20 protein-coding genes and 1 tRNA gene are annotated in these 19,924 nt (G+C 30.8%); 10 read left to right on the top strand and 11 right to left on the bottom strand.

All coding sequences use genetic code 11. From position 1 onward, the window contains the following. Positions 1 to 7 precede the first annotated feature (7 nt). Entirely contained in the window at positions 8 to 691 is a 684-nt protein-coding gene (locus GQR98_RS06420) for a hypothetical protein (RefSeq protein WP_159018787.1), read from the bottom strand. A gap of 77 nt (positions 692 to 768) precedes the next feature. Here GQR98_RS06420 and GQR98_RS06415 point away from each other — a divergent pair, with 77 nt between their 5' ends. Continuing rightward, positions 769 to 1,695, top strand: coding sequence for an SPFH domain-containing protein (locus GQR98_RS06415; protein ID WP_159018786.1), 927 nt, complete (start codon positions 769 to 771; stop codon positions 1,693 to 1,695). Between the two features lie 67 nt (positions 1,696 to 1,762). Here the strand turns inward: GQR98_RS06415 and GQR98_RS06410 are convergent, their stop codons facing one another. The 4 genes from GQR98_RS06410 to GQR98_RS06395 form a co-directional block, all read right to left on the bottom strand. Beyond that, entirely contained in the window at positions 1,763 to 2,923 is a 1,161-nt protein-coding gene (locus GQR98_RS06410; protein ID WP_159018785.1) for a GNAT family N-acetyltransferase, read from the bottom strand. A 66-nt stretch (positions 2,924 to 2,989) separates the two neighbouring features. Further along, entirely contained in the window at positions 2,990 to 3,475 is a 486-nt protein-coding gene (locus tag GQR98_RS06405) for a DUF1761 domain-containing protein (RefSeq protein WP_159018784.1), read from the bottom strand. 75 nt (positions 3,476 to 3,550) lie between these two features. Next, positions 3,551 to 4,654, bottom strand: a complete 1,104-nt coding sequence (locus tag GQR98_RS06400; protein WP_159018783.1) for a TPM domain-containing protein — start codon at positions 4,652 to 4,654, stop codon at positions 3,551 to 3,553. Between the two features lie 21 nt (positions 4,655 to 4,675). Beyond that, positions 4,676 to 6,685, bottom strand: coding sequence for a glutamine--tRNA ligase/YqeY domain fusion protein (locus GQR98_RS06395; protein ID WP_159018782.1), 2,010 nt, complete (start codon positions 6,683 to 6,685; stop codon positions 4,676 to 4,678). Between the two features lie 114 nt (positions 6,686 to 6,799). Between GQR98_RS06395 and GQR98_RS06390 the strand changes: the two genes are divergently transcribed. From GQR98_RS06390 to GQR98_RS06380, 3 genes are all read left to right on the top strand, one after another. Next, positions 6,800 to 7,009: a zinc ribbon domain-containing protein gene (locus tag GQR98_RS06390; RefSeq protein ID WP_159018781.1), complete on the top strand. Its 210-nt coding sequence runs from the start codon at positions 6,800 to 6,802 to the stop codon at positions 7,007 to 7,009. Next, positions 7,009 to 7,371 carry a dihydroneopterin aldolase gene (folB, locus tag GQR98_RS06385; RefSeq protein WP_042496298.1) on the top strand — a complete coding sequence of 121 codons (363 nt, stop codon included), beginning with the start codon at positions 7,009 to 7,011 and terminating at the stop codon, positions 7,369 to 7,371. Before GQR98_RS06390 ends, folB begins: the two co-directional genes overlap by 1 nt. A gap of 50 nt (positions 7,372 to 7,421) precedes the next feature. Further along, positions 7,422 to 7,492, top strand: a tRNA-Cys gene (locus tag GQR98_RS06380). A gap of 84 nt (positions 7,493 to 7,576) precedes the next feature. On the opposite strand, the gene GQR98_RS06375 is transcribed toward GQR98_RS06380, so the two are convergent. Then, positions 7,577 to 8,257 carry a LysE family translocator gene (locus GQR98_RS06375; protein ID WP_159018780.1) on the bottom strand — a complete coding sequence of 227 codons (681 nt, stop codon included), beginning with the start codon at positions 8,255 to 8,257 and terminating at the stop codon, positions 7,577 to 7,579. Between the two features lie 84 nt (positions 8,258 to 8,341). Next, positions 8,342 to 8,929 carry a DUF3575 domain-containing protein gene (locus GQR98_RS06370; protein ID WP_159018779.1) on the bottom strand — a complete coding sequence of 196 codons (588 nt, stop codon included), beginning with the start codon at positions 8,927 to 8,929 and terminating at the stop codon, positions 8,342 to 8,344. Positions 8,930 to 9,309: 380 nt separating this feature from the next. Here GQR98_RS06370 and GQR98_RS06365 point away from each other — a divergent pair, with 380 nt between their 5' ends. From GQR98_RS06365 to GQR98_RS06345, 5 genes are all read left to right on the top strand, one after another. Next, on the top strand, positions 9,310 to 9,639 hold the full coding sequence (locus tag GQR98_RS06365; protein WP_159018778.1) for a hypothetical protein: 330 nt from the start codon (positions 9,310 to 9,312) through the stop codon (positions 9,637 to 9,639). Positions 9,640 to 9,678: 39 nt separating this feature from the next. Beyond that, positions 9,679 to 10,023 carry a hypothetical protein gene (locus GQR98_RS06360; protein WP_159018777.1) on the top strand — a complete coding sequence of 115 codons (345 nt, stop codon included), beginning with the start codon at positions 9,679 to 9,681 and terminating at the stop codon, positions 10,021 to 10,023. A gap of 43 nt (positions 10,024 to 10,066) precedes the next feature. Beyond that, positions 10,067 to 10,411, top strand: a complete 345-nt coding sequence (locus GQR98_RS06355) for a hypothetical protein (RefSeq protein WP_159018776.1) — start codon at positions 10,067 to 10,069, stop codon at positions 10,409 to 10,411. 33 nt (positions 10,412 to 10,444) lie between these two features. Then, on the top strand, positions 10,445 to 10,774 hold the full coding sequence (locus tag GQR98_RS06350; protein WP_159018775.1) for a hypothetical protein: 330 nt from the start codon (positions 10,445 to 10,447) through the stop codon (positions 10,772 to 10,774). Positions 10,775 to 10,888: 114 nt separating this feature from the next. Further along, on the top strand, positions 10,889 to 12,229 hold the full coding sequence (locus tag GQR98_RS06345) for a sigma-54-dependent transcriptional regulator (protein ID WP_159018774.1): 1,341 nt from the start codon (positions 10,889 to 10,891) through the stop codon (positions 12,227 to 12,229). Here GQR98_RS06345 and GQR98_RS06340 read toward each other — a convergent pair. The 3 genes from GQR98_RS06340 to GQR98_RS06330 all read right to left on the bottom strand — a co-directional run bounded on the left by GQR98_RS06340 (position 12,222) and on the right by GQR98_RS06330 (position 15,867). Then, on the bottom strand, positions 12,222 to 14,645 hold the full coding sequence (locus tag GQR98_RS06340; protein WP_159018773.1) for a hybrid sensor histidine kinase/response regulator: 2,424 nt from the start codon (positions 14,643 to 14,645) through the stop codon (positions 12,222 to 12,224). The genes GQR98_RS06345 and GQR98_RS06340 overlap by 8 nt on opposite strands. A 133-nt stretch (positions 14,646 to 14,778) precedes the next feature. Next, positions 14,779 to 15,453, bottom strand: a complete 675-nt coding sequence (locus GQR98_RS06335) for a head GIN domain-containing protein (RefSeq protein ID WP_159018772.1) — start codon at positions 15,451 to 15,453, stop codon at positions 14,779 to 14,781. 114 nt (positions 15,454 to 15,567) lie between these two features. Continuing rightward, positions 15,568 to 15,867: a heavy metal-binding domain-containing protein gene (locus GQR98_RS06330; RefSeq protein ID WP_159018771.1), complete on the bottom strand. Its 300-nt coding sequence runs from the start codon at positions 15,865 to 15,867 to the stop codon at positions 15,568 to 15,570. A 366-nt stretch (positions 15,868 to 16,233) separates the two neighbouring features. Here GQR98_RS06330 and GQR98_RS06325 point away from each other — a divergent pair, with 366 nt between their 5' ends. Further along, positions 16,234 to 16,764 carry a sigma-70 family RNA polymerase sigma factor gene (locus tag GQR98_RS06325; RefSeq protein ID WP_159018770.1) on the top strand — a complete coding sequence of 177 codons (531 nt, stop codon included), beginning with the start codon at positions 16,234 to 16,236 and terminating at the stop codon, positions 16,762 to 16,764. Between the two features lie 448 nt (positions 16,765 to 17,212). On the opposite strand, the gene rnr is transcribed toward GQR98_RS06325, so the two are convergent. Then, positions 17,213 to 19,417, bottom strand: coding sequence for a ribonuclease R (gene rnr, locus GQR98_RS06320; protein WP_159018769.1), 2,205 nt, complete (start codon positions 19,415 to 19,417; stop codon positions 17,213 to 17,215). Between the last annotated feature and the right edge of the window lie 507 nt (positions 19,418 to 19,924).

The following is a 19,924-nucleotide window of genomic DNA, read 5'->3' as shown; positions in this document are numbered from 1 at the left end:
TTTTAATTTAAAACATAACTATCGCACCCAAAACTAACATATTTTGGTTGCCTTTAAAACGAGAATCTCCACCAGAAAAGTCTAAGCTTTGATTTTCAATTTTATTTAGAATGTTTGTAAATCCGTAAATATATTGAGCTTTAAGTTTGAAGTTGTTTATTCCAACTGATGCGCCTACAGCTCCGTTGAAATTAAATTGAGAGATATTTGTAATATCCTTAGCCGATAAATTGGTGTAATTCGCAATGTAATAATCATCTTGCCCTTTATCATCAAACTCCAACCTACTATTATATTGCAACATTGGCCCAATATCGATAGTAAAATGCTTAGGTATTACCTTTATATGCATTAATAAAGAAAACTGAGCAGCAAATATTTTATAATCAATATAAGCCTCTTCCGAGCTAATTAAACTTGGCCTACCTAGTATTTCAATATGGTTTTCAGAGAGCTGTAAACCAAAACTCATATTATAAAATTTATGCGGTAAATCTACAATTGCAGCTGTTCCGGCTAAAAAACCTTGAGCACTTTTGGTTTCAAAATTATCGGTATCAATATTAAATTGTGTAATACCACCACCGATACTTATACTGTTTGTAATACGTATATTTCCTTTTTGAGAAAAAGATTTTGTAACAAAACATAGGGTAATGGCTACTAACAGTAAAGGTCGAATAAATTTCATACTAGTTCCGGATATAAATCTCCAAATATAGTTTAATTTTAGTATCTTAATTTTTCTAATCATTTAATAAAAATTCTATGGATTTCGTTTTCATTCCCCTTATTGTATTTGGGCTATTTATTTTAATTTCTTCATTCTTTACGGTAAAACAACAAACCGCTGCTATTGTAGAACGCTTTGGACGCTTCCAAGGTATACGCCAATCTGGTTTAAATTGGAAAGTTCCATTAGTAGACCGAATTGCAGGCCGTTTAAGTTTAAAAATTCAGCAATTAGATGTTATTGTAGAAACTAAAACTAAAGATGATGTATTTGTGCGTCTAAAAGTTTCTGTGCAGTATAAAGTAATTAAAGAAAAAGTGGAAGATGCTTTTTACAAACTAGATTATCCGCACGATCAAATTACAAGTTATGTATTTGATGTGGTACGTGCTGAAGTTCCAAAAATGATTTTGGATGATGTATTTTTAAGAAAAGATGATATCGCGATTGCTGTAAAATCAGAATTAAACGATGCCATGCAAAACTATGGTTACGATATTATAAAAACTTTAGTAACAGATATTGATCCAGATGCGCAAGTAAAAGAAGCCATGAACCGTATTAATGCTGCCGATAGAGAAAAAACAGCTGCTCAATATGAAGGTGATGCTGCACGTATTTTAATTGTAGAACGTGCTAAAGCTGAAGCTGAAAGTAAACGTTTACAAGGACAAGGTATTGCAGATCAACGTCGTGAAATTGCTCGTGGTTTAGAGGAATCGGTTGAAGTTTTAAACAAAGTTGGTATTAATAGCCAAGAAGCATCGGCATTAATAGTGGTAACACAGCATTACGATACTTTACAAGCCATTGGTAGCGAAACCAATAGTAACCTAATTTTACTACCAAATTCGCCACAAGCAGGAAGTAATATGCTAAACGATATGGTAGCTAGTTTTGCAGCGAGTAACCAAATTGGTGAAGCCATGAAAAACAATAAGCCAAAAGAAATTAAAAAATAATATTACTCTATTTTTTAGTTCAAATGAAATCCTTAAGGTATAAACTTTAAGGATTTTTTTTGTTCTATTAAGAGGTTTTAAAAGGATGGCGTTCTTCCCAATCTTGCGACGGATTCATCAATTTAAATATTTGCTTTAATAAGGCATTCATTATGGCATTAGTATGCTTTAAATATACCAACATTGGTTTAGCCTCTGCCCCTACCGAACTTTTAATTTCCATTGCAGTACGTGCATAAACAATGGTTTTAAATTGGTTTTCTATACCAAATTTAAGCATATCGTAAAGCATGTTTAAATACAATTGATTGGAGTATTGATGTTCACTATCATACCCAAGAAAATAAGTTTCTAACGTTTTTTTATTCTGAATTAAAGTGTAAAAACCGACCAATTTATCTTCTAAATAATAACCAAAGACTTTAAAATTCTCTTTTAGTTGAAGTTTCAAACTATAAAAATGATTTTCGGGTAAAATGAAGGTATTAAACTTGGCATTATTAGAAACATTTAAATATAATTGATGTAAGGTTTCATTATTATTCTTAACATCCTCTGTAGATAATTCTATCGCCTTTATGCCTTTTAATTTCTTTCTAGCCCGCTTGTACCGGTCTCTATATTTTTTCTGTAACGCTGCTGTATAATCTTCAATAGTAAGCCAATCTTTTTTTATAGAAAACATCATATTAGGCTGCATAACCACCTGATGTAGTTTAGCAGTATCTAAACTGTCTTTCTCTTTATGAATTGGATCATTTTCAAAATAATCCTTCAACACAAACATTCTAATGGTTTTATTCTGTTTGGTTTTTATTATAGACTTTATATCATATAAGGCTGTTTGTGTCATTTTAAAAAAAGCTTCCTGAGAGATCTCGTTTCTTTTAAAAAACAAACCATGTTGCCCTGTGTGCGTTAAATTCCCGATAACAAGAATATTTCCTTTTAAAATTTTAGAAATTAAATCGCGCACATAGTTTTTAAAACACGACGTATCGGTTTTTCTAAACATATCATGCAGATACAATTGTACACGTTGTGTAACAGCCGCACCAACCAAAACATCGTTTTTAAACACACCAATATAAAACAACTCCAAATTATTTGGCGCTGCATTTTCTAAAGCCTGCAAATAGGCTGTTTGCAAGAAAATATCGTGTTTTACAAGAACGTCCCAGTTTTCTGGAAGTTCGTTACATGCGTTATAAATTTTATAGTGTATCAATAGAAAAATAAAAGACCGAAAATTTTAATTCTCAGTCTCTAAATAAGTTAATAGTTTACAAAAATACTATTTCCAACCACAAATAATAGCACCCATAACACCTAAAGTTACAATCCAATATCCGGCATTTATAAAGATGTATTTAGCACTTTTACGTTCAAACAACGCATTGGTACCTAAAATAGGTAAAGCGACAAATACACCCGCTAAAACACCGTGTAAAGCCCCGTGTTTATAAGTTCTAAAATGATTACCATAATCGACCATAAAAGCAGCGTAAGATGGTAAAGCTTTTGAAGGATCACCACCAACCAAACTCAAAGCTCCGGTTTGATGGATACTCATTTGCATCATAGTCATCGCTAATAAAAAGGCAAAAATAAAAGCCAAAACAAAAATTTTAGCCATGTTTGCACCTTTCATACTTTCTTCGGTTAAACCAGTTTCTTTCATCCAAATAGTTCCAAATACTTTTGGGTTATACCAAACAAAACCAACAACCAAAGCAGAAATAGCCGCTAATAAAAGCGCAATAGGGTTAAAAAAATCCATAATATTTAAAGTTTAGTTAGTTTTTAAAGGTAGTTAATTTTAGATTATAACCTGTTTATTAACAATTAATTGCTATTACCAACTTCCGCTAGCACCACCACCACCAGAACTTCCTCCACCTCCAGAAAAACTACTGCTTGAAGATGAACTACTATAACCTGAACCTGACCGGCTATAACTAGAGCTAGAACCACTAGAAGAGAAATTCTTACTCATAAAACTTTTATCACTTTTTAAAAATGAGAATTTAACAGACTCATAGTCTTTATTAGATCTCGTATAAATAGCAATAATTAAGGGTAGAATAATAAATATTACAACTAACGAAACCATAGTAATTGGTATTGCTGTTAATGGTAAGCTTTCTAAATATTCAAAAGGATCAATATCTATATTATTTTCTGATGCGATACCAATAATAAAAATACCAAAAAGGAGCGGCATAATAATAAACGGTAAACTAAAACCAATTGTTAATAATGAAGACACTAATAAAAACGGAAATAATACAACACTTACTTTACCAGTAATTAAACCGCGAAAAACGTTTATTAATTGCTTAAAACCTTTATAAAATACAGTAGATCCAACCCCAATAAAAAGACTCAAAAAAATAAGTAGAATAAACCCTATAATTATTTTTCCCCATAAAGGCATTTTACCTTCTTTTTCTACTAAATTGTTAAACTCATCTCGATATTTGGGATCGTCAATAAGTTTAATAATTTCTGAAGTTGCTAAATCTACACCCTTATAAAAATCGCCTTTTTTAAACTCAGGTGTCATGGTTTCTCGAATAATTCTAGACGCGAAAGCATCGGTAATTATGGGTTCTAGACCATAACCTACTTCAATTCTAAACTTTCTATCGTTTTTTGCTATTAAAATTAAGAGTCCATTATCGGCTTCTTCTTGTCCGAGTTTATTCTTTTCAAAAACCTGTAAGGCATAGTTTTCAACTGTATTATTACCTAAGGAATTAATAGTTAAAACTACTATTTGGTGCGTAGTTTCAGTTTCGTAAGCTTTTAGTTTTTCTCGAAGTTCTAAGGTTTCGCTTTCGCTAAAAAGAGCCGCATTATCAGTTACTATTTCGGTTAGAATAGGAAAATCCTCTTGCCCGTTGGTATGTTGAAACCAAACAAAAAACAAGAGGATTATTAATTTTATTTTACTCAAATGTTATAAGTAAGCTTGTATTTAATTGAACGTTTTAGCTTCTTCTACTAATAACTCATTTTTATCTTCCAACGCTTTTTCAATAAAGCTATTGACATCATCATTTTTGGCTTGTCCGCTTTCTAACAAAACTTTCAAAATAAGGGCTACAGCAATACGCGTTCCTACTTTTTTAACAGCAGTGTTAAAAAGTGGTTCTACCTCATCGTAAGTAACATCTTTAGCTAATTCTATAATTTCAGATCTAACTTTTAGTCGTTTCTCATCAGGTAAATTTGTATACTTTTTTCCTAATTTTTGAATCACATCAATTGCTTTTCTTTGCGATTGTTGTTGTGTTTTTTGCTGATTATTATTCGTGTTTGTATTAGCTGCTGGTTGTGGTTTAACCTTAGCCCAAGAATCACGCAAACCAACCGTTTTATTGAATACTAATTTATCTGAAGACGAATCGTTATCGACATTAAAATATCCTAAACGTTGAAATTGAAACCTTTGCCCTACCTCAGCATCTTGTAAACTTGGCTCAACAAAAGCTTCAACAAGTTTTAAAGAATCTGGATTTACAAATTCCATAAAGTCTTTGTCTTGATGGCTATCTGGAGCTTCATCTAAAAATAAACGATCGTATTCTCTAACTTCTGCCTTAACGGCATGTTTTATAGAAACCCAATGCAAGGTCCCTTTTACACGACGTTCCGTATCATCAGAATAAGTACAATGTACTTCTGTAATACTACCGTTAGCATCTTTTACAACCGATTCTGCTTTAATAATATATGCGTTTTTCAATCGTACTTCTCCACCTAATTTTAAACGGAAAAACTTATTACTTGCTTCTTCTTTAAAATCTTCTTTTTCAATATAAATTTCACGAGAAAATGGCACTTTTCTAAAACCAGCGGCATCATCTTCTTGATTATTTTCAGCTTCAAACCATTCCTCTTTATCTTCTGGATAGTTTTTAATTACCACTTTAATCGGGTCTAAAACCGCCATAACACGTGGTGCCGTTTTGTTTAAATCTTCGCGAATACAAAATTCTAAAAGTGATACATCAATCATGTTTTCACGTTTGGCAACACCAACTGCTTCCACAAATTTTCGAATGGAATTTGGCGTATAACCTCTACGACGCAAACCGGAAATAGTTGGCATTCTAGGGTCGTCCCAACCATTAACCACACCATCCTCAACCAATTTAAGCAACTTACGCTTACTCATTATGGTGTAACTTAGGTTTAAACGTGCAAATTCACGTTGTTTAGGGCGTAATTTATCTTCTGTAACCACTTGGTCTAAAAACCAATCGTAAAGCTCTCTGTGAGGTTTAAATTCTAATGAACACAACGAGTGTGATACTTGCTCTAAATAATCACTTTCACCATGCGTCCAATCGTACATTGGGTAAATACACCAATCGTTTGCCGTTCTATGATGATGCTTCTTTAAAATACGATACATAATCGGGTCACGCATTAACATATTTACATGTTGCATATCGATTTTAGCACGTAAAATATGTTCACCTTCATTAAATTCTCCCGCTTTCATACGTTCGAATAAATCGAGGTTTTCTTCAACGCTTCTATTTCTAAAAGGACCATCAACACCTGGTTGTGTTGGCGTTCCTTTTTGTTCGGCCATAGCTTCGCTAGACTGCGAATCGATATAAGCTTTTCCTTCTTTTATAAAATATACGGCCCAATCGTAAAGTTGCTGAAAATAATCGGACGAGAATAATTCCTTATCCCATTTATACCCCAACCACGATACATCTTCCTTAATGGCATCTACATATTCCTGCTCTTCTTTAGCCGGATTTGTATCATCAAAACGTAAGTTTACGGGTGCATTATATTTTTCACCTAAACCAAAACTAATACCTATAGCTTTAGTGTGGCCAATGTGCAAATACCCATTAGGTTCTGGTGGAAATCTAAAACGAAGATTTTCTTTTGACATTCCATTTGCCAAATCTTCTTCTATAATTTGCTCTAAAAAATTGAGTGATTTTCTTTCTTCAGACATATTTAAATCAATAAGCTTCAAAATTACGTAAATTCAAGTTATTTTTGACCTAATTCTAATTAAGAAGCGTAACAAATTTGGATTATTTGTAACTAATATTTTAAAAGCTATGCCATGAAAAATAATAATTACAGTTGTCCTAAATGCGGAAATAGAGAATTTGAAACCGGTGAAATGCGCGCCACTGGTGGCCGATGGTCTAAAATATTTGATATACAGAACAAAAAATTTACTTCGGTAACGTGCAAACGTTGTACATATACCGAATTTTACAAAGCCAAAACGAGCGCCTTGAGTAACATTTTTGATTTATTTACAAACTAATGGGAATAATAAAAGTTGAAAACATTCGGGTATTTGCATACCACGGTTGTCTAAAAGAAGAAACAAAAATTGGTAGCGATTACCGAGTAGATTTAAAGGTTAAAGCTAATTTACAAGAATCTGCTAAAACAGATAAACTTAGTGATACCGTAGATTACGTGTTTTTAAATCGCGTTATAAAAGAAGAAATGGACATTCCGTCTTATCTTTTAGAAACGGTAGCCAAGCGTATTTTAAATCGTATTTTTGAAGAAGATACCATGGTGAGCAAAGCAACAGTTTGGGTAAGTAAATTAAACCCTCCCATTGGTGGCGACGTGGCTCGAGTAACTATAAAAATGACCGAAAAGCATAAAAAGTAATTTAAAGTGTTGGAAATTGTAAAAATTTTTTAAATTTGCACCTCCAATAAGGTGTCGTGGCCGAGTGGCTAGGCTCAGCTCTGCAAAAGCTGCTACAGCGGTTCGAATCCGCTCGACACCTCAACAAAAAAGCTTCCTAAATTTTAGGAAGCTTTTTTTATATGCCAATATTTATAACTCTTAAGGCTATTAGTATTCTTAAATATTAATTTATCGGGCTAATTTGCTCAAACTTTTCTTTAAGTAATTCCTTCTCTTTTGGAAAGAAGGCCTGTGCCAAAAGCAACACTCCAAAACCTAAAATAACCAATGCAATTACTTTTTTAGTTTTATAGATTAAGCGCGGTGTTAATTTATTTTTAAGCTTTTTAGCAACTACTATTTTTGCTAAATCGGTTATAAAATAAACAATTAAAATAGTGCTTAAAAATACAATTACACCATTTTTAGATGTGGTAAGCGAGTTTGCCAAAACAATAAAAGCAACCCAACCTAGTAGCACACCAATATTAATAAAATTAAGTAAAAAACCTTTTAAAAATAGCTTTCCGTAGCCCTTTTTTATTTCAACTTTATGGTATTCGCGAACAATTTCTCTAAAAGATTTTGATGTTTTTATAAATGAAATTAAACCGTAAACCAATAAAAGTACACCACCAAAGATTAGAAAATTAGGATCGTCTTTTATTTTTTCAAGAAGTTTATTGGTACTAAAAAAGGCTACCAATATAAAAAGTATATCGGCCAACATAACGCCACTATCAAATATTAAAGCACTCCTAAATCCTTTTGTAGCGCTAGTTTCTAGCAGTACAAAAAATACTGGACCAATGGTGAATGCTAAAATAATTCCGAAAGGAATAGCTCTTAAAATATCGTCGAACATAAATTTAATAGAGGTTTACACAAAGTAATGAAATATTTTATAAACCATTTTTTATTTACGCATCAAATTTAGAGATTGTTTTACCTAGTTAATTTTATACGCTAGCATAATACCACCTCGGTAAGGTAACCACTCCCCGCTCTTATTGTACTTAGTTGCAGGTTCTAGACGTTCGCCAGTATCTACATGATAGCCTTTGTAATACCCTTGATGCCAACCACCACCTATAAAAACATCGAGCATCCATTTGCCTTTTAATTTCTTTTGAAAACCAATAGTAGATCCAACCATATAGCCCAAACCTTGCTGATATTCGAAATCGCGAACTCTAAAGTTTTTAGCTATTTTAAAGGTTGTGCCTGCTACATGCGCACCAGCATAAATTCCGTGAAAACGTTTTTTGAAATGATATCTTAATTCTGAAGTGGCAATACCAAATTTATAAGGTAAACCGTCTATAGAATTCCAAAACGAAGCCATAACATCAAATTGATAACTAAACTTTTTACCAACCGTAGTTTCAATACCAATATGTGGAACGCCTAATAAAATGGTAGCAGCGTTACCTTTTATGTATGTTTCTTTCTGTACTGCAATGGAATCTTCTTGAGCATATATTTGAAAACTTCCTATACACAGAATAATACTGAATGCATATAATTTAAAATTCATTTGATTGGTTTTTAGTTGGTTAAACTTAATGATCTATATATCAGATATGTTACAAATCTAAGGTTTTAACGGTATCCACTTTTAAAAATAGGTTCTAAGCTATAAACTGAAGCTCTAAAATTTTTCATCTATATATTTATTTTTCATGCATTCCTTCTTCCAAAGAAAATAAACACATCAGTTGGGTAATATTTACCCATCAATCTTCTTTTTTATACACTTATTACACAACAAAAATTATTCTATTTTTTTTACAAAAATATTAATCACCTATATATCAAGTTATTAAGTTTTTTAATTCATTTAATTTCAGTTACGGCATATTTATTTCAATTAACTCATCGTAAAACAATTTACAATAATCATAAAACGAAAAAATCATGAAAAAATTAATTTTAGCAGTAGCAGTTGTAGCAAGTGGATTATCAACTTACGCATTAACAATAAACCCTATTCAATCTGAAATAACAACTATTTCTATCACAGAAGAATTTAAAGAAGTTGCTTTAGAAAATATACCAACTGCAGTTACTGAAGCTGTAACTAAAAATTTCTCTACAGCTACCATAAACAAGGCTTATGTAAACAGCAGTGAGCAATACAAAATTGAACTTACTATCGACGGTACAGACAACGTGGTTTATGTTGATAAAGATGGTAACTGGTTAAAATTAACAGATATTGAAGTAGCGCCATCAACTGAACAATAATATTTATCAATAATTAGTAAACATTAAAACATAAAAATCATGAAAAAATTAATTTTAGCAGTAGCAATCGTAGCAAGTGGATTATCAACTTTCGCTTTAACAGTAAACCCTATTCAATCTGAAATCACAACGGTTTCTATTTCTGAAGAATTTAAAGAAGTTGCTTTAGAAAATGTACCAGCGGAAGTTACTGCAGCAGTAGCAAAAGATTTTTCTACAGCGACCATAAACAAAGCTTACGTAAATAGTAGTGAGCAATACAAACTTGAAATTACTATGGACGGTACAGACAATGTTGTATATGCTGATAAAGATGGTAACTGGTTAAAAGCATCAGATGTTGAAGCTCCAGCTCAAGATACTGAAGAAACTATTGAAGAGTAATATTTTATAAATAATTAAGTAAACATTTAAAACATAAAAAATCATGAAAAAATTAATTTTAGCAGTAGCAATCGTAGCAAGTGGATTATCAACTTTCGCTTTAACAGTAAACCCTATTCAAACTGAAATCTCAACGGTTTCTATCACTGAAGATTTTAAAGAAGTTGCTTTAGAAAATGTACCAACTGCAGTAACTGATGCCGTAGCTAAAGATTTATCTACAGCAACTTTAAACAAAGCTTATGTAAACAGCAGCGAGCAATACAAACTTGAAATTACTATGGACGGTACAGACAATGTTGTATATGCCGATAAAGATGGTAACTGGTTACAAGCAAAAGATGTTGAAGCTCCAGCTCAAGATACTGAAGAAACTATTGAAGAGTAATATTATATAAATAATTAAGTAAACATAAAAATCATGAAAAAATTAATTTTAGCAGTAGCAATCGTAGCAAGTGGATTATCAACTTTCGCTTTAACAGTAAACCCTATTCAATCTGAAATCGCAACGGTTTCTATCTCTGAAGATTTTAAAGAAGTAGCTTTAGAAAATGTACCAACTGCAGTAACTGATGCCGTAGCTAAAGATTTATCTACAGCAACTTTAAACAAAGCTTATGTAAACAGCAGCGAGCAATACAAACTTGAAATTACTATGGACGATACAGACAATGTTGTGTATGCTGATAAAGATGGTAACTGGTTACAAGCAAAAGATGTTGAGGCAACTCAAGAAACTATGGAATAGTGTTATATAACACCATTCTTAAAAAAAGACGTTTTGAAATAAAACGTCTTTTTTTGTGTTTATAAAATTTACCTATCCATTAAACTTAATACATTTGTAGAACAATACTTTTTTATGAAGCAAATCTTATTAATTGAAGATGATGTCTCTTTTTCTAAAATGCTAAAACATTTTTTAGAACGCCATCAATATGCAGTAACTTTAAGCTATAATATTAATAGCGCTTCTACCCTTTTAAAAAATCAAAAATACGATTTAGTTTTTACCGATTTAAGACTACCAGATGGTAGTGGTATTGATTTATTAAAGCAAATAAAAAAGGATAAAAACACTGTTCCTGTTGTTTTAATGACGGGTTATGCTGAAGTTTCTACCGCTGTACAAGCCATGAAACAAGGTGCTTTTGACTACATTTCTAAACCTTTTAATCCAGATGAAGTTTTAGAAGTTATTAATAATGCTTTAGAACAAAAAGCAACTACGAGTAGTACACCAGAAAAAATAAATAAAGAACAAAAAAATAGCACAAATACAGAGTTTGTTAAAGGTATTAGTGCCGCTTCTAAAATCTTAAATGAGTATATTAAATTAGTTGCTCCAACAGATTTATCGGTTTTAATTACTGGTGAAAGTGGTACAGGTAAAGAGGTTGTTGCAAAAACAATTCATTTAGAAAGTTTAAGAAAAGATAAACCGTTTATACCTGTAGATTGTGGTGCCATTCCAAAGGAGATCGCTTCGAGTGAATTTTTTGGACATAAAAAAGGTTCTTTTACCGGTGCAACAGAGGATAAAATAGGTCATTTTGAAGCCGCAAATGGTGGTACTTTATTTTTAGATGAAGTTGGAAATCTAACTTACGAAAATCAAATACAATTACTTCGTGCTTTACAAGAACGAAAAGTAAAACCTGTGGGTAGTAATACTGAAATTAATGTTGATATTAGGTTGATAACTGCAACAAATGAAGATCTACTTCTTGCTGTTGAAAAAGGGACTTTTCGTGAAGATTTATACCATAGATTGAATGAATTCTCTATTAAAATACCTAACCTAAAAGAGAGAAACAACGACTTAATTCTTTATGCCGATTTCTTTTTAGAAAAAGCTAATAAGCAATTAAATAAATCGGTAATTGGTTTTTCTAAAAGTGTACTTAATATATTTTTAGATTATGCTTGGCCTGGTAATTTAAGAGAATTATCTAATGTTATTAAACGTGCCACCTTGCTAACACAAACAGAGCTTATTGATACCAATGTTTTACCAAGCGAGTTAACGCAACCTAAAGAAACGGTGCAGAATAACGCTAGTTTTTCGACAAAAGAAAACGAAAAAACACTTATTATAAATGCTTTAAAAGAAGCAAATAATAATAAAACTAACGCTGCAAAATTATTGAATATTACTAGAAAAACACTTTATAATAAAATAAAGGAATACGATATTAATTAATGTAATCTTCTAAGGATTTAATAAACTTTTCTAGCTCTTTTTTAAAAGCTATAAAATCGTTATTTTCTATAGTTTTACTCAATTCGAAGGTTTCTAAAAAAGGAATTACTGCTTCAACATTTAACTGTTTAAACATAGTAAGCATTTTATGGCTTAAGCTATTAATGGTATTAATATCATTAGTGATTTTAGCTACAGTTAATAACTCATCATTCTTCTTAGTATCTTCTAAAAAAGTCTTTAATATTCCTTTAACTGCATCGGTATCATTATTAAAGAAAGTACTTAACGACACAATACTAAATCCTTCTGGTTCTATAGCTTCTTCATTATTTTTTTTTTCTTTAATATAAGTACCTTCACTACTAAAAAACGATTCTAAAACATGTTGAATTTTACTAGAATTAAATGGTTTTATGATCACTTCGGAAAAACCATTATTTAAATAATCTTTGGTAGACATTTTTGCACGACCCGTCATCGCAATTATAGGTTGATTTTTATAAGAAGTATCAGTTTTAATAATTTCCATAAATTGAATACCATTCATTTTTGGCAGCTGGATATCGGTTAAAACAAAATCAAAATCAATCTGTTTTATTTCATCTAAAGCATTTTTTGCATTTCCAAACACATAAGCTTGTATACCGTATTGTTTTAAAACATCGTGAATAAATTGCTGCATAGAGGCATCATCTTCCACAACTATGGCTTTTAAATTAAAAATAGGTTTTACTAATACCTCTGTAGATGTGCTATTCGTATTTAAAGGCTTATTAGAACACTTTACAGGTATTTTTAAAGTAAATATACTGCCTTTGTTTAATTCGCTCTCTAAAGTTAAATCTCCGCCTAAAATTTCAACTAATTTTTTAGAGATGGTTAAACCTAATCCAAACCCTTTATCGTTACTATTTTGATTGTTATCTGCCTGAGCAAATTCTTTAAAAATATGCTCTTTTTGATTATCATTAATTCCAACTCCAGTATCACTCACTTTAATTTCTAATACATCTTGTTTTAATAAACTCGATATGGTAATACTACCTTCATTTGTAAATTTATACGCATTGATAACCAAATTAAACAACACTTGTTTTAATCGAAATGGATCGGTAATTATAAGATTTTCTATAGATTGATCATGCTCCAAAATAAATTCAATAGGCTTATTTTTAATGCTATTTTTTACATGTTGAACAATTTCTTCTATATGATTTTCTAAATGGAATGGTATAGATTCTATGGTGATATTTCCGTTTTCTAATTTTGAAAATTCTAAAAGATCGTCCACTAGTTTTCCCATATAATTAGAAGCACTAGAAATATGTTCTATATAATTTTTATCCTTTTTTTCTAGAACCGATTGCTGTAGTAATTCGCTAAACCCAGTAATTGTGCTTAAAGGGGTTCGTAAATCGTGACTTACCATAGAAATTAATTGCTCTCTACTTTTTAAAAGTGACGATGTGGTTTCATTAGCTTCTTCTAGTTGTTTTCGGTAACGCTGTGTTTTTCTAAACTCGTTTAAAATGATAATCGAAAAAATAATAATTACAATAAAACTTATAGCTGCAGATGCTAAAATTATATCTTTACTACGATTAATTGTTAACTCTCTTTGTTGATTAATAACACTGCTATAGTCTACAATATCACGCTCTAAGGCACTTAATAATTGTTGTAATTTTCTAAAAATTATTAAATCGTTTTGAATAAGTTCACTTTCTTTTTTCTGTAAAAATACCCGCTGATTATTCGATTTAACCTGCACCTCTTTCAGCATACTTTTAGAAATGGACAGCAACGAATCAATCTCTACTTGGTCGGTTTGTTTTATAGAATCTCTAGGATTATATTTATTAAGTATTTTAACATACTCTTCAAAATTTGAACGCGTTTTTTTATCTAAAGCATCAGGATTTTTAACTAAATCGTTTATGGAAACCTTGCCTAAATGAGAATCTATAGAGGTAAGTTTATTAATAGCTTTGTTTATAGATTCATCTGCATTATCGCGGGTTTTCAATTCTTTTAACTCCTTGATATTTTCAAACTTTTGGTTTACATAAACTTTAATACTATCCAAAATATGTTGTTGACTATCACTGTTAATAAGTGATCTAAGCGAATCTATTTTTAAAAGAAGTTGTTCGTTTTCAAAAACATACTCATCAAATTTTTCTGAAGATTTTAATTGAATTGCAGCTCTGGCTAAACTTTCATTTTCGTAAATATCAGCAATTAAACTTCCTGCTCTAATAATTTTACTTCTATCGGTAATATCTTCTTTCTGTAAACTTGTAAACGTTTTTATTTCATGAAAAATTAAAAACCCCGAAACGGTAGCTAAACTAGCAAGTATTATATAGCCAATTATAACTTTAAAAGTAATAGCGCGTCTAGCATATTTCATAAAAATACATGTTGTGTTAACTCTAAAAATAAATGATAATATACAACTAAGCAACTACCATAAAAAAATAAAATTCATGCAGTTAGAATTTTAACCACATGAATTTTATACTATTTTAAAAAAAGAAATTATCTTAATCTACATATTTTACACGTCCGCCAAATGCTTTATTTTCGGTAACATTCTTTGGTTTTCCGTGTATATACACATCACCACCGGCTCTAATATTTACATCAACCTCGTCGGTAGCTGTTACGTGAGCTTCTCCTGCAGCTTTAATAGCCACATCGGTTTTGGTTGTTTTTAAATTTTCACCATTGTAAATACCACCTGTATACAATGATATTTTTTGACTTGTAGATGTACCAGTCGTTTCTACTATACCACCAGAATTAGCTTTAATATTAGCGTAACTCACTTTTAAAGGTATATTAATAGATGCACCCTCTTGTGCTCTTAAATCGATCTCGAATTGCTCGATGGTATCGTTAGAAAACACTTTAGATCCTTCGTTAACATCAATAACATCTAAAGCTGTATAATGCAGTTTAATTTTAATGTTGTTGCCATCAAAAATTTCGTTTAAACTCATTTTTATTTTAAGTAAACCATTTTTATTAACAATTACAACATCTTCAGCATTTCTACCGGTAATTTCAACTTTGTTAACATTATCTTTTACAAGCTCTACCTCTATTAAATCGTAAACTTTCAAGGTTTTAAATTCTCCAATTTCCTTATCTATTTCGTTATTTGCGAATAAGGTTGTCGTGATACATAGTACTAAAATTTTAACTAATGTTTTCATCTGTATATTTTATTTTTTTAATTTCAATGATATAATGAAATGTAAAATTATCAATAATTATTCCGAAGTGTAAAACTTTAGCAAAACATTATCATTAGGCAAGTTAAGTAATAACTAAACCACCATAACTGCTGTGCCTGTAATAGAGACTATAATTATACCCGAAGTTGGTATCGTTTCTATATCTAACGCAATACCAACAACGGCATTTGCGCCTAATTTGTTAGCATTTGCATGCAGTTTTTGAAAAGCTGCTTCCTTTACTTCATTGATTTTATTCTCGTAATTTTCGTAATATTTTTCCATATTAAACGAAATTGTAGTTTTTGGCATATTAACATCTACGCCACTTACAACACCTAAATAGTTTTTAATGCTGTGTCCTTCAATAGTATTTGTTGTTGTTAAAATCATGTCTTTATCGTTTTGTTTATAAGTATAAAAAACCGCAATAAAGTTACAGTTATTTACTATTTTTTGAAAATATGTGTTAAAAACAAGCTTTAGTATTTCTATTTTTAATTGAGATAAAATGTTAAAAAAGAATTAAACCGAATAAAAAATGTATCTTTTTTACCCTTCGCCAGTCTACTTAGTGAATAATAAAATTTAAAAGCTATGAATAATTGTAAATGCACTAACTGTAATTGTACTAATTGTAACTGTACAAATTGTTTAGAAAGTAAATGCCTTTGTGAAAAATGCGAATGCGATACATGTAACTGTTGTTAAACCTAATATAAGGTTAGTTTTAAAACTAACCTTTCTTTATTTTTGAATATGGAAACCCAAAACATATGGAATACTTTCAACGACGAACTTTATTTTTTTATACTTAAACGTGTAAAAAATAAGAACGATACCAATGATATTTTCCAAAATACCTTTTTAAAAATTCATAAAAATCTAGATAAACTTAAAAATGAAGAAAAAGTAAAAGCTTGGATTTTTCAGATTGCTAGAAATGAAATTACAAATCACTTTAATAAAGAGGCTCTTTATGCAGGTGAAGAAGTAAATACTAATAAAGAAATTTCTCAAAATATTAATGAAGACGTATGTTGTTTTGATCGTTTTATAACCGATTTACCAAAAATTTATCAGGATGTTATTGAACTGATTTACATTAAAGGCTTAAAACAAAAAGAAGCTGCGAGTACTCTAGATATAAGCCTAGAAAATGTAAAAGCTAGAATAAAAAGATCTAAAGAAATTTTGAAAACAAATTTTAAAGCCTGTTGTAAATACGACTTGGATAAAAAAGGAAACTTAATTGGTGAGCCCGATTGTACCATTTGTAATCCTTGTTAATAACTTCGCGAGACCTTTAAAAATATATTCAAATACTCATAAAATTTTGATAACCATGTCGACGTATGGAAACATCACATAACGAAAAGTTTTCTTTTACAGGAAATGAGCTTGATTATGGGATTTCTCCTAGCGTCGAAATGACCAAAAAAAAGTGGTGAAATATTTAGTTATACCTCTTTAAAATTCTATCCAAATACTCATAAAATGTTAATAGTCATGTCGACGTATGGAGACATCGCATTATCATTTTTTTTCCAGTAATGATAAAAAAGGACATAAAAAAACCATTCAATTAACCAAAAACACAGCAAATATGTGCGTTAGGGATTGAACGGTTTGTTTGAAATCCTTTTTGTTTTTTCTTTCAAAAACAAAAAGATTGAGTAGTGAAAGCCCGACTCTAACTGCGCCTTAAAAGCGCGGTTAGAGTAACGCCCAACTTATTTTATTCTTGATTTTCTGGCTTGCCTATTAAATGAAAATCTAAGTGTTTTTTAACTAAATCGGCATTTTTAACGCTCACAATAATCTCTTCTCCAAGCTGATAAGAAATTTTATTTTTGCTACCAACCATACTGTAAGTATCTTGATCGAAGGCATAATGATCGTCTTTCATGTCGCGAACACTTACCATACCTTCACATTTATTCGAAATAATTTCAACGTAAATTCCCCAATCGGTTACTCCAGAAATAACACCAACAAATTCTTCATCTTGATGATCTTGCATGAATTTAATTTGCATGTATTTTATAGAATCGCGCTCGGCTCTAGTTGCCAAACCTTCCATATTGCTGGAATGCTGACATTTTTCTTCGTAAACATCTTGGTTTGCCGATTTTCCTCCGTCTAAATACAACTGCAATAATCGATGTGCCATAACATCTGGATATCGACGAATTGGCGAGGTAAAGTGACTGTAATAATCGAAAGCTAAACCGTAATGCCCAATATTTTTAGTAGTATATTCGGCTTTACTCATGGTTCTAATCGTTAAAGTATCGACCAGGTTTTGTTCTTTTTTACCGTTAACATCTTTAAGTAAATTATTAAGCGATGCTGATACAGATTTACGATCTTTAAAATCTAATTTGTAACCAAATTTAGAGACAACGTTTTGTAAATTATTTAATTTACTATCGTCTGGCTCGTCGTGAACACGGTAAACAAATGTCTTTTTAGGATCTTTTTTACCAACAAATTCCGATACTTTTCGGTTTGCTAATAACATAAATTCTTCAATTAATTTATTAGCGTCTTTACTGGTTTTAAAGAATACTCCTACTGGGTTTGCATTTTCGTCTAAGTCAAATTTTACTTCTACTTTATCGAAAGAAATAGCTCCAGACGTCATACGTTTACCACGCATTAATTTTGCTAAATCGTCCATTTTTAAAATGGCATCGGCTACTTTTTGATCAGCTTTGTAAGCTTCTCCTGTTAACGAAACTTCTTTAGGAATGTTATTTGTGTTGCTTTCGATAATGGCTTGCGCCTCTTCGTAAGCAAATCGTGCATCACTATACGTTACCGTACGGCCATACCATTCCTTTTTAATTTCGCATTTATCATTCATTTGAAACACTGCAGAGAAGGTTAATTTCTCTTCGTGTGGACGCAGCGAGCAAGCGTTATTCGATAAAACCTCTGGAAGCATAGGAACTACTCGATCTACTAAATAAACCGATGTAGCACGCTCATAAGCCTCATCATCTAAAACGGTACCTTCTTGTAAATAATGTGAAACATCGGCAATATGAATTCCAATTTCGTATAAACCGTTGTCTAACACCTCAAAAGATAAGGCATCATCAAAATCTTTAGCATCTTTTGGATCTATGGTAAAGGTTAAATCTTTACGCATATCACGACGTTTTCCAATTTCTTCTTCTGTAATTGTAGTATCTAAATTATTAGCATACTCTTCTACTTCGTGAGGAAATTCCATTGGTAACCCATATTCTGCTAAAATCGCATGAATTTCGGTGTTATGTTCGCCTGGTTTACCAAGTACTTTTAAAACTCTTCCGTTAGGAGAATCGGATTTTTCTGGCCAATCTTCTAATGAAACAAGTACTTTATCGCCATCTTCGGCTTTATTAATTTTGTTAATAGGTACAAAAATATCTTTGCTCATTTTATTACTATCGCAAACTACAAAAGCAAAATTCTTTTTTTCGTGAATTTGAATTACACCAACATATTCGCTTTTAGCACGTTTAATAATGTTAGTAATTTCACCTTCCATTTTACCACGGACTCTACGTTTGTAAGCGTAAAATTCTACTTCGTCACCATTTAAAGCTTTGTTAATATTGTTTGAGGCAATAAATACATCGTCTTCAAAATCGTCGCAAATAATATAGCCGTTTCCTTTGGCACCTAAATCTAAAATTCCGGTGTGGTATTCAGCGTTTATAACGGCTTTAAACTTACCGCGTTCTACTTCTTCAATTTCATTTTTACCTTGTAAATCGCGAAGTTTTTTTATAATTTGATTTCGACTACTAGCATCGTTAACACCAATTTTTGCTGCAATTTGCTTATAGTTAAAAGTTTGGTTTCTTTCTTTTTTTAATATACTTAAGATTGTATTTGATAGGTTGGAAATCCCTTTACTTTTGGATTTTCCTTTTTTCTTTCTTGTCATTTAATTTGTAATCATTTTGATTTCCTAAGATAATGGAAATTCTGTTATCTAATAGCGTAATTTTAGGAGAAGATGCGCTATTTATTTTATACAAAGCTACAATTTATATATTAAATGATATTTTCTAAAGGTTAAATTAATGAAAACTAAGTGGTTTAGAACGTTTTTTAGCTTATCAACAAATAGTTTAATTATCTCTATTTTTTTTAAAGTAAATAGAATTAATAATTTCAAAAGAGATTTATATAAAGTTAAATATAGCATCTACTCTATTTTAAATAAAAACTCAATTTTCCTTAAATTTTAGAGTTATCCACATATATATATATATAATCAGTTTTTCTTTTAAATTTAAAAAAAATAATGATGCTTATTATAGCATGTGAATAGCGGTATAACTTTTACAAGCTTTATTTTGATTTGTATTTTATTGAATGTTGTTGATAACAAATGAACAGCTTTAAACACTCTAACTCATTTAATTTAAAGGTTTTTAAAAATGCTATT

It is taken from the genome of Algibacter sp. L3A6, from assembly GCF_009796825.1.
GTDB lineage: Bacteria > Bacteroidota > Bacteroidia > Flavobacteriales > Flavobacteriaceae > Algibacter.
The sequence above is the reverse complement of the archived record's forward strand: the minus strand, read 5'-3'. Positions and strand labels throughout refer to the sequence as shown.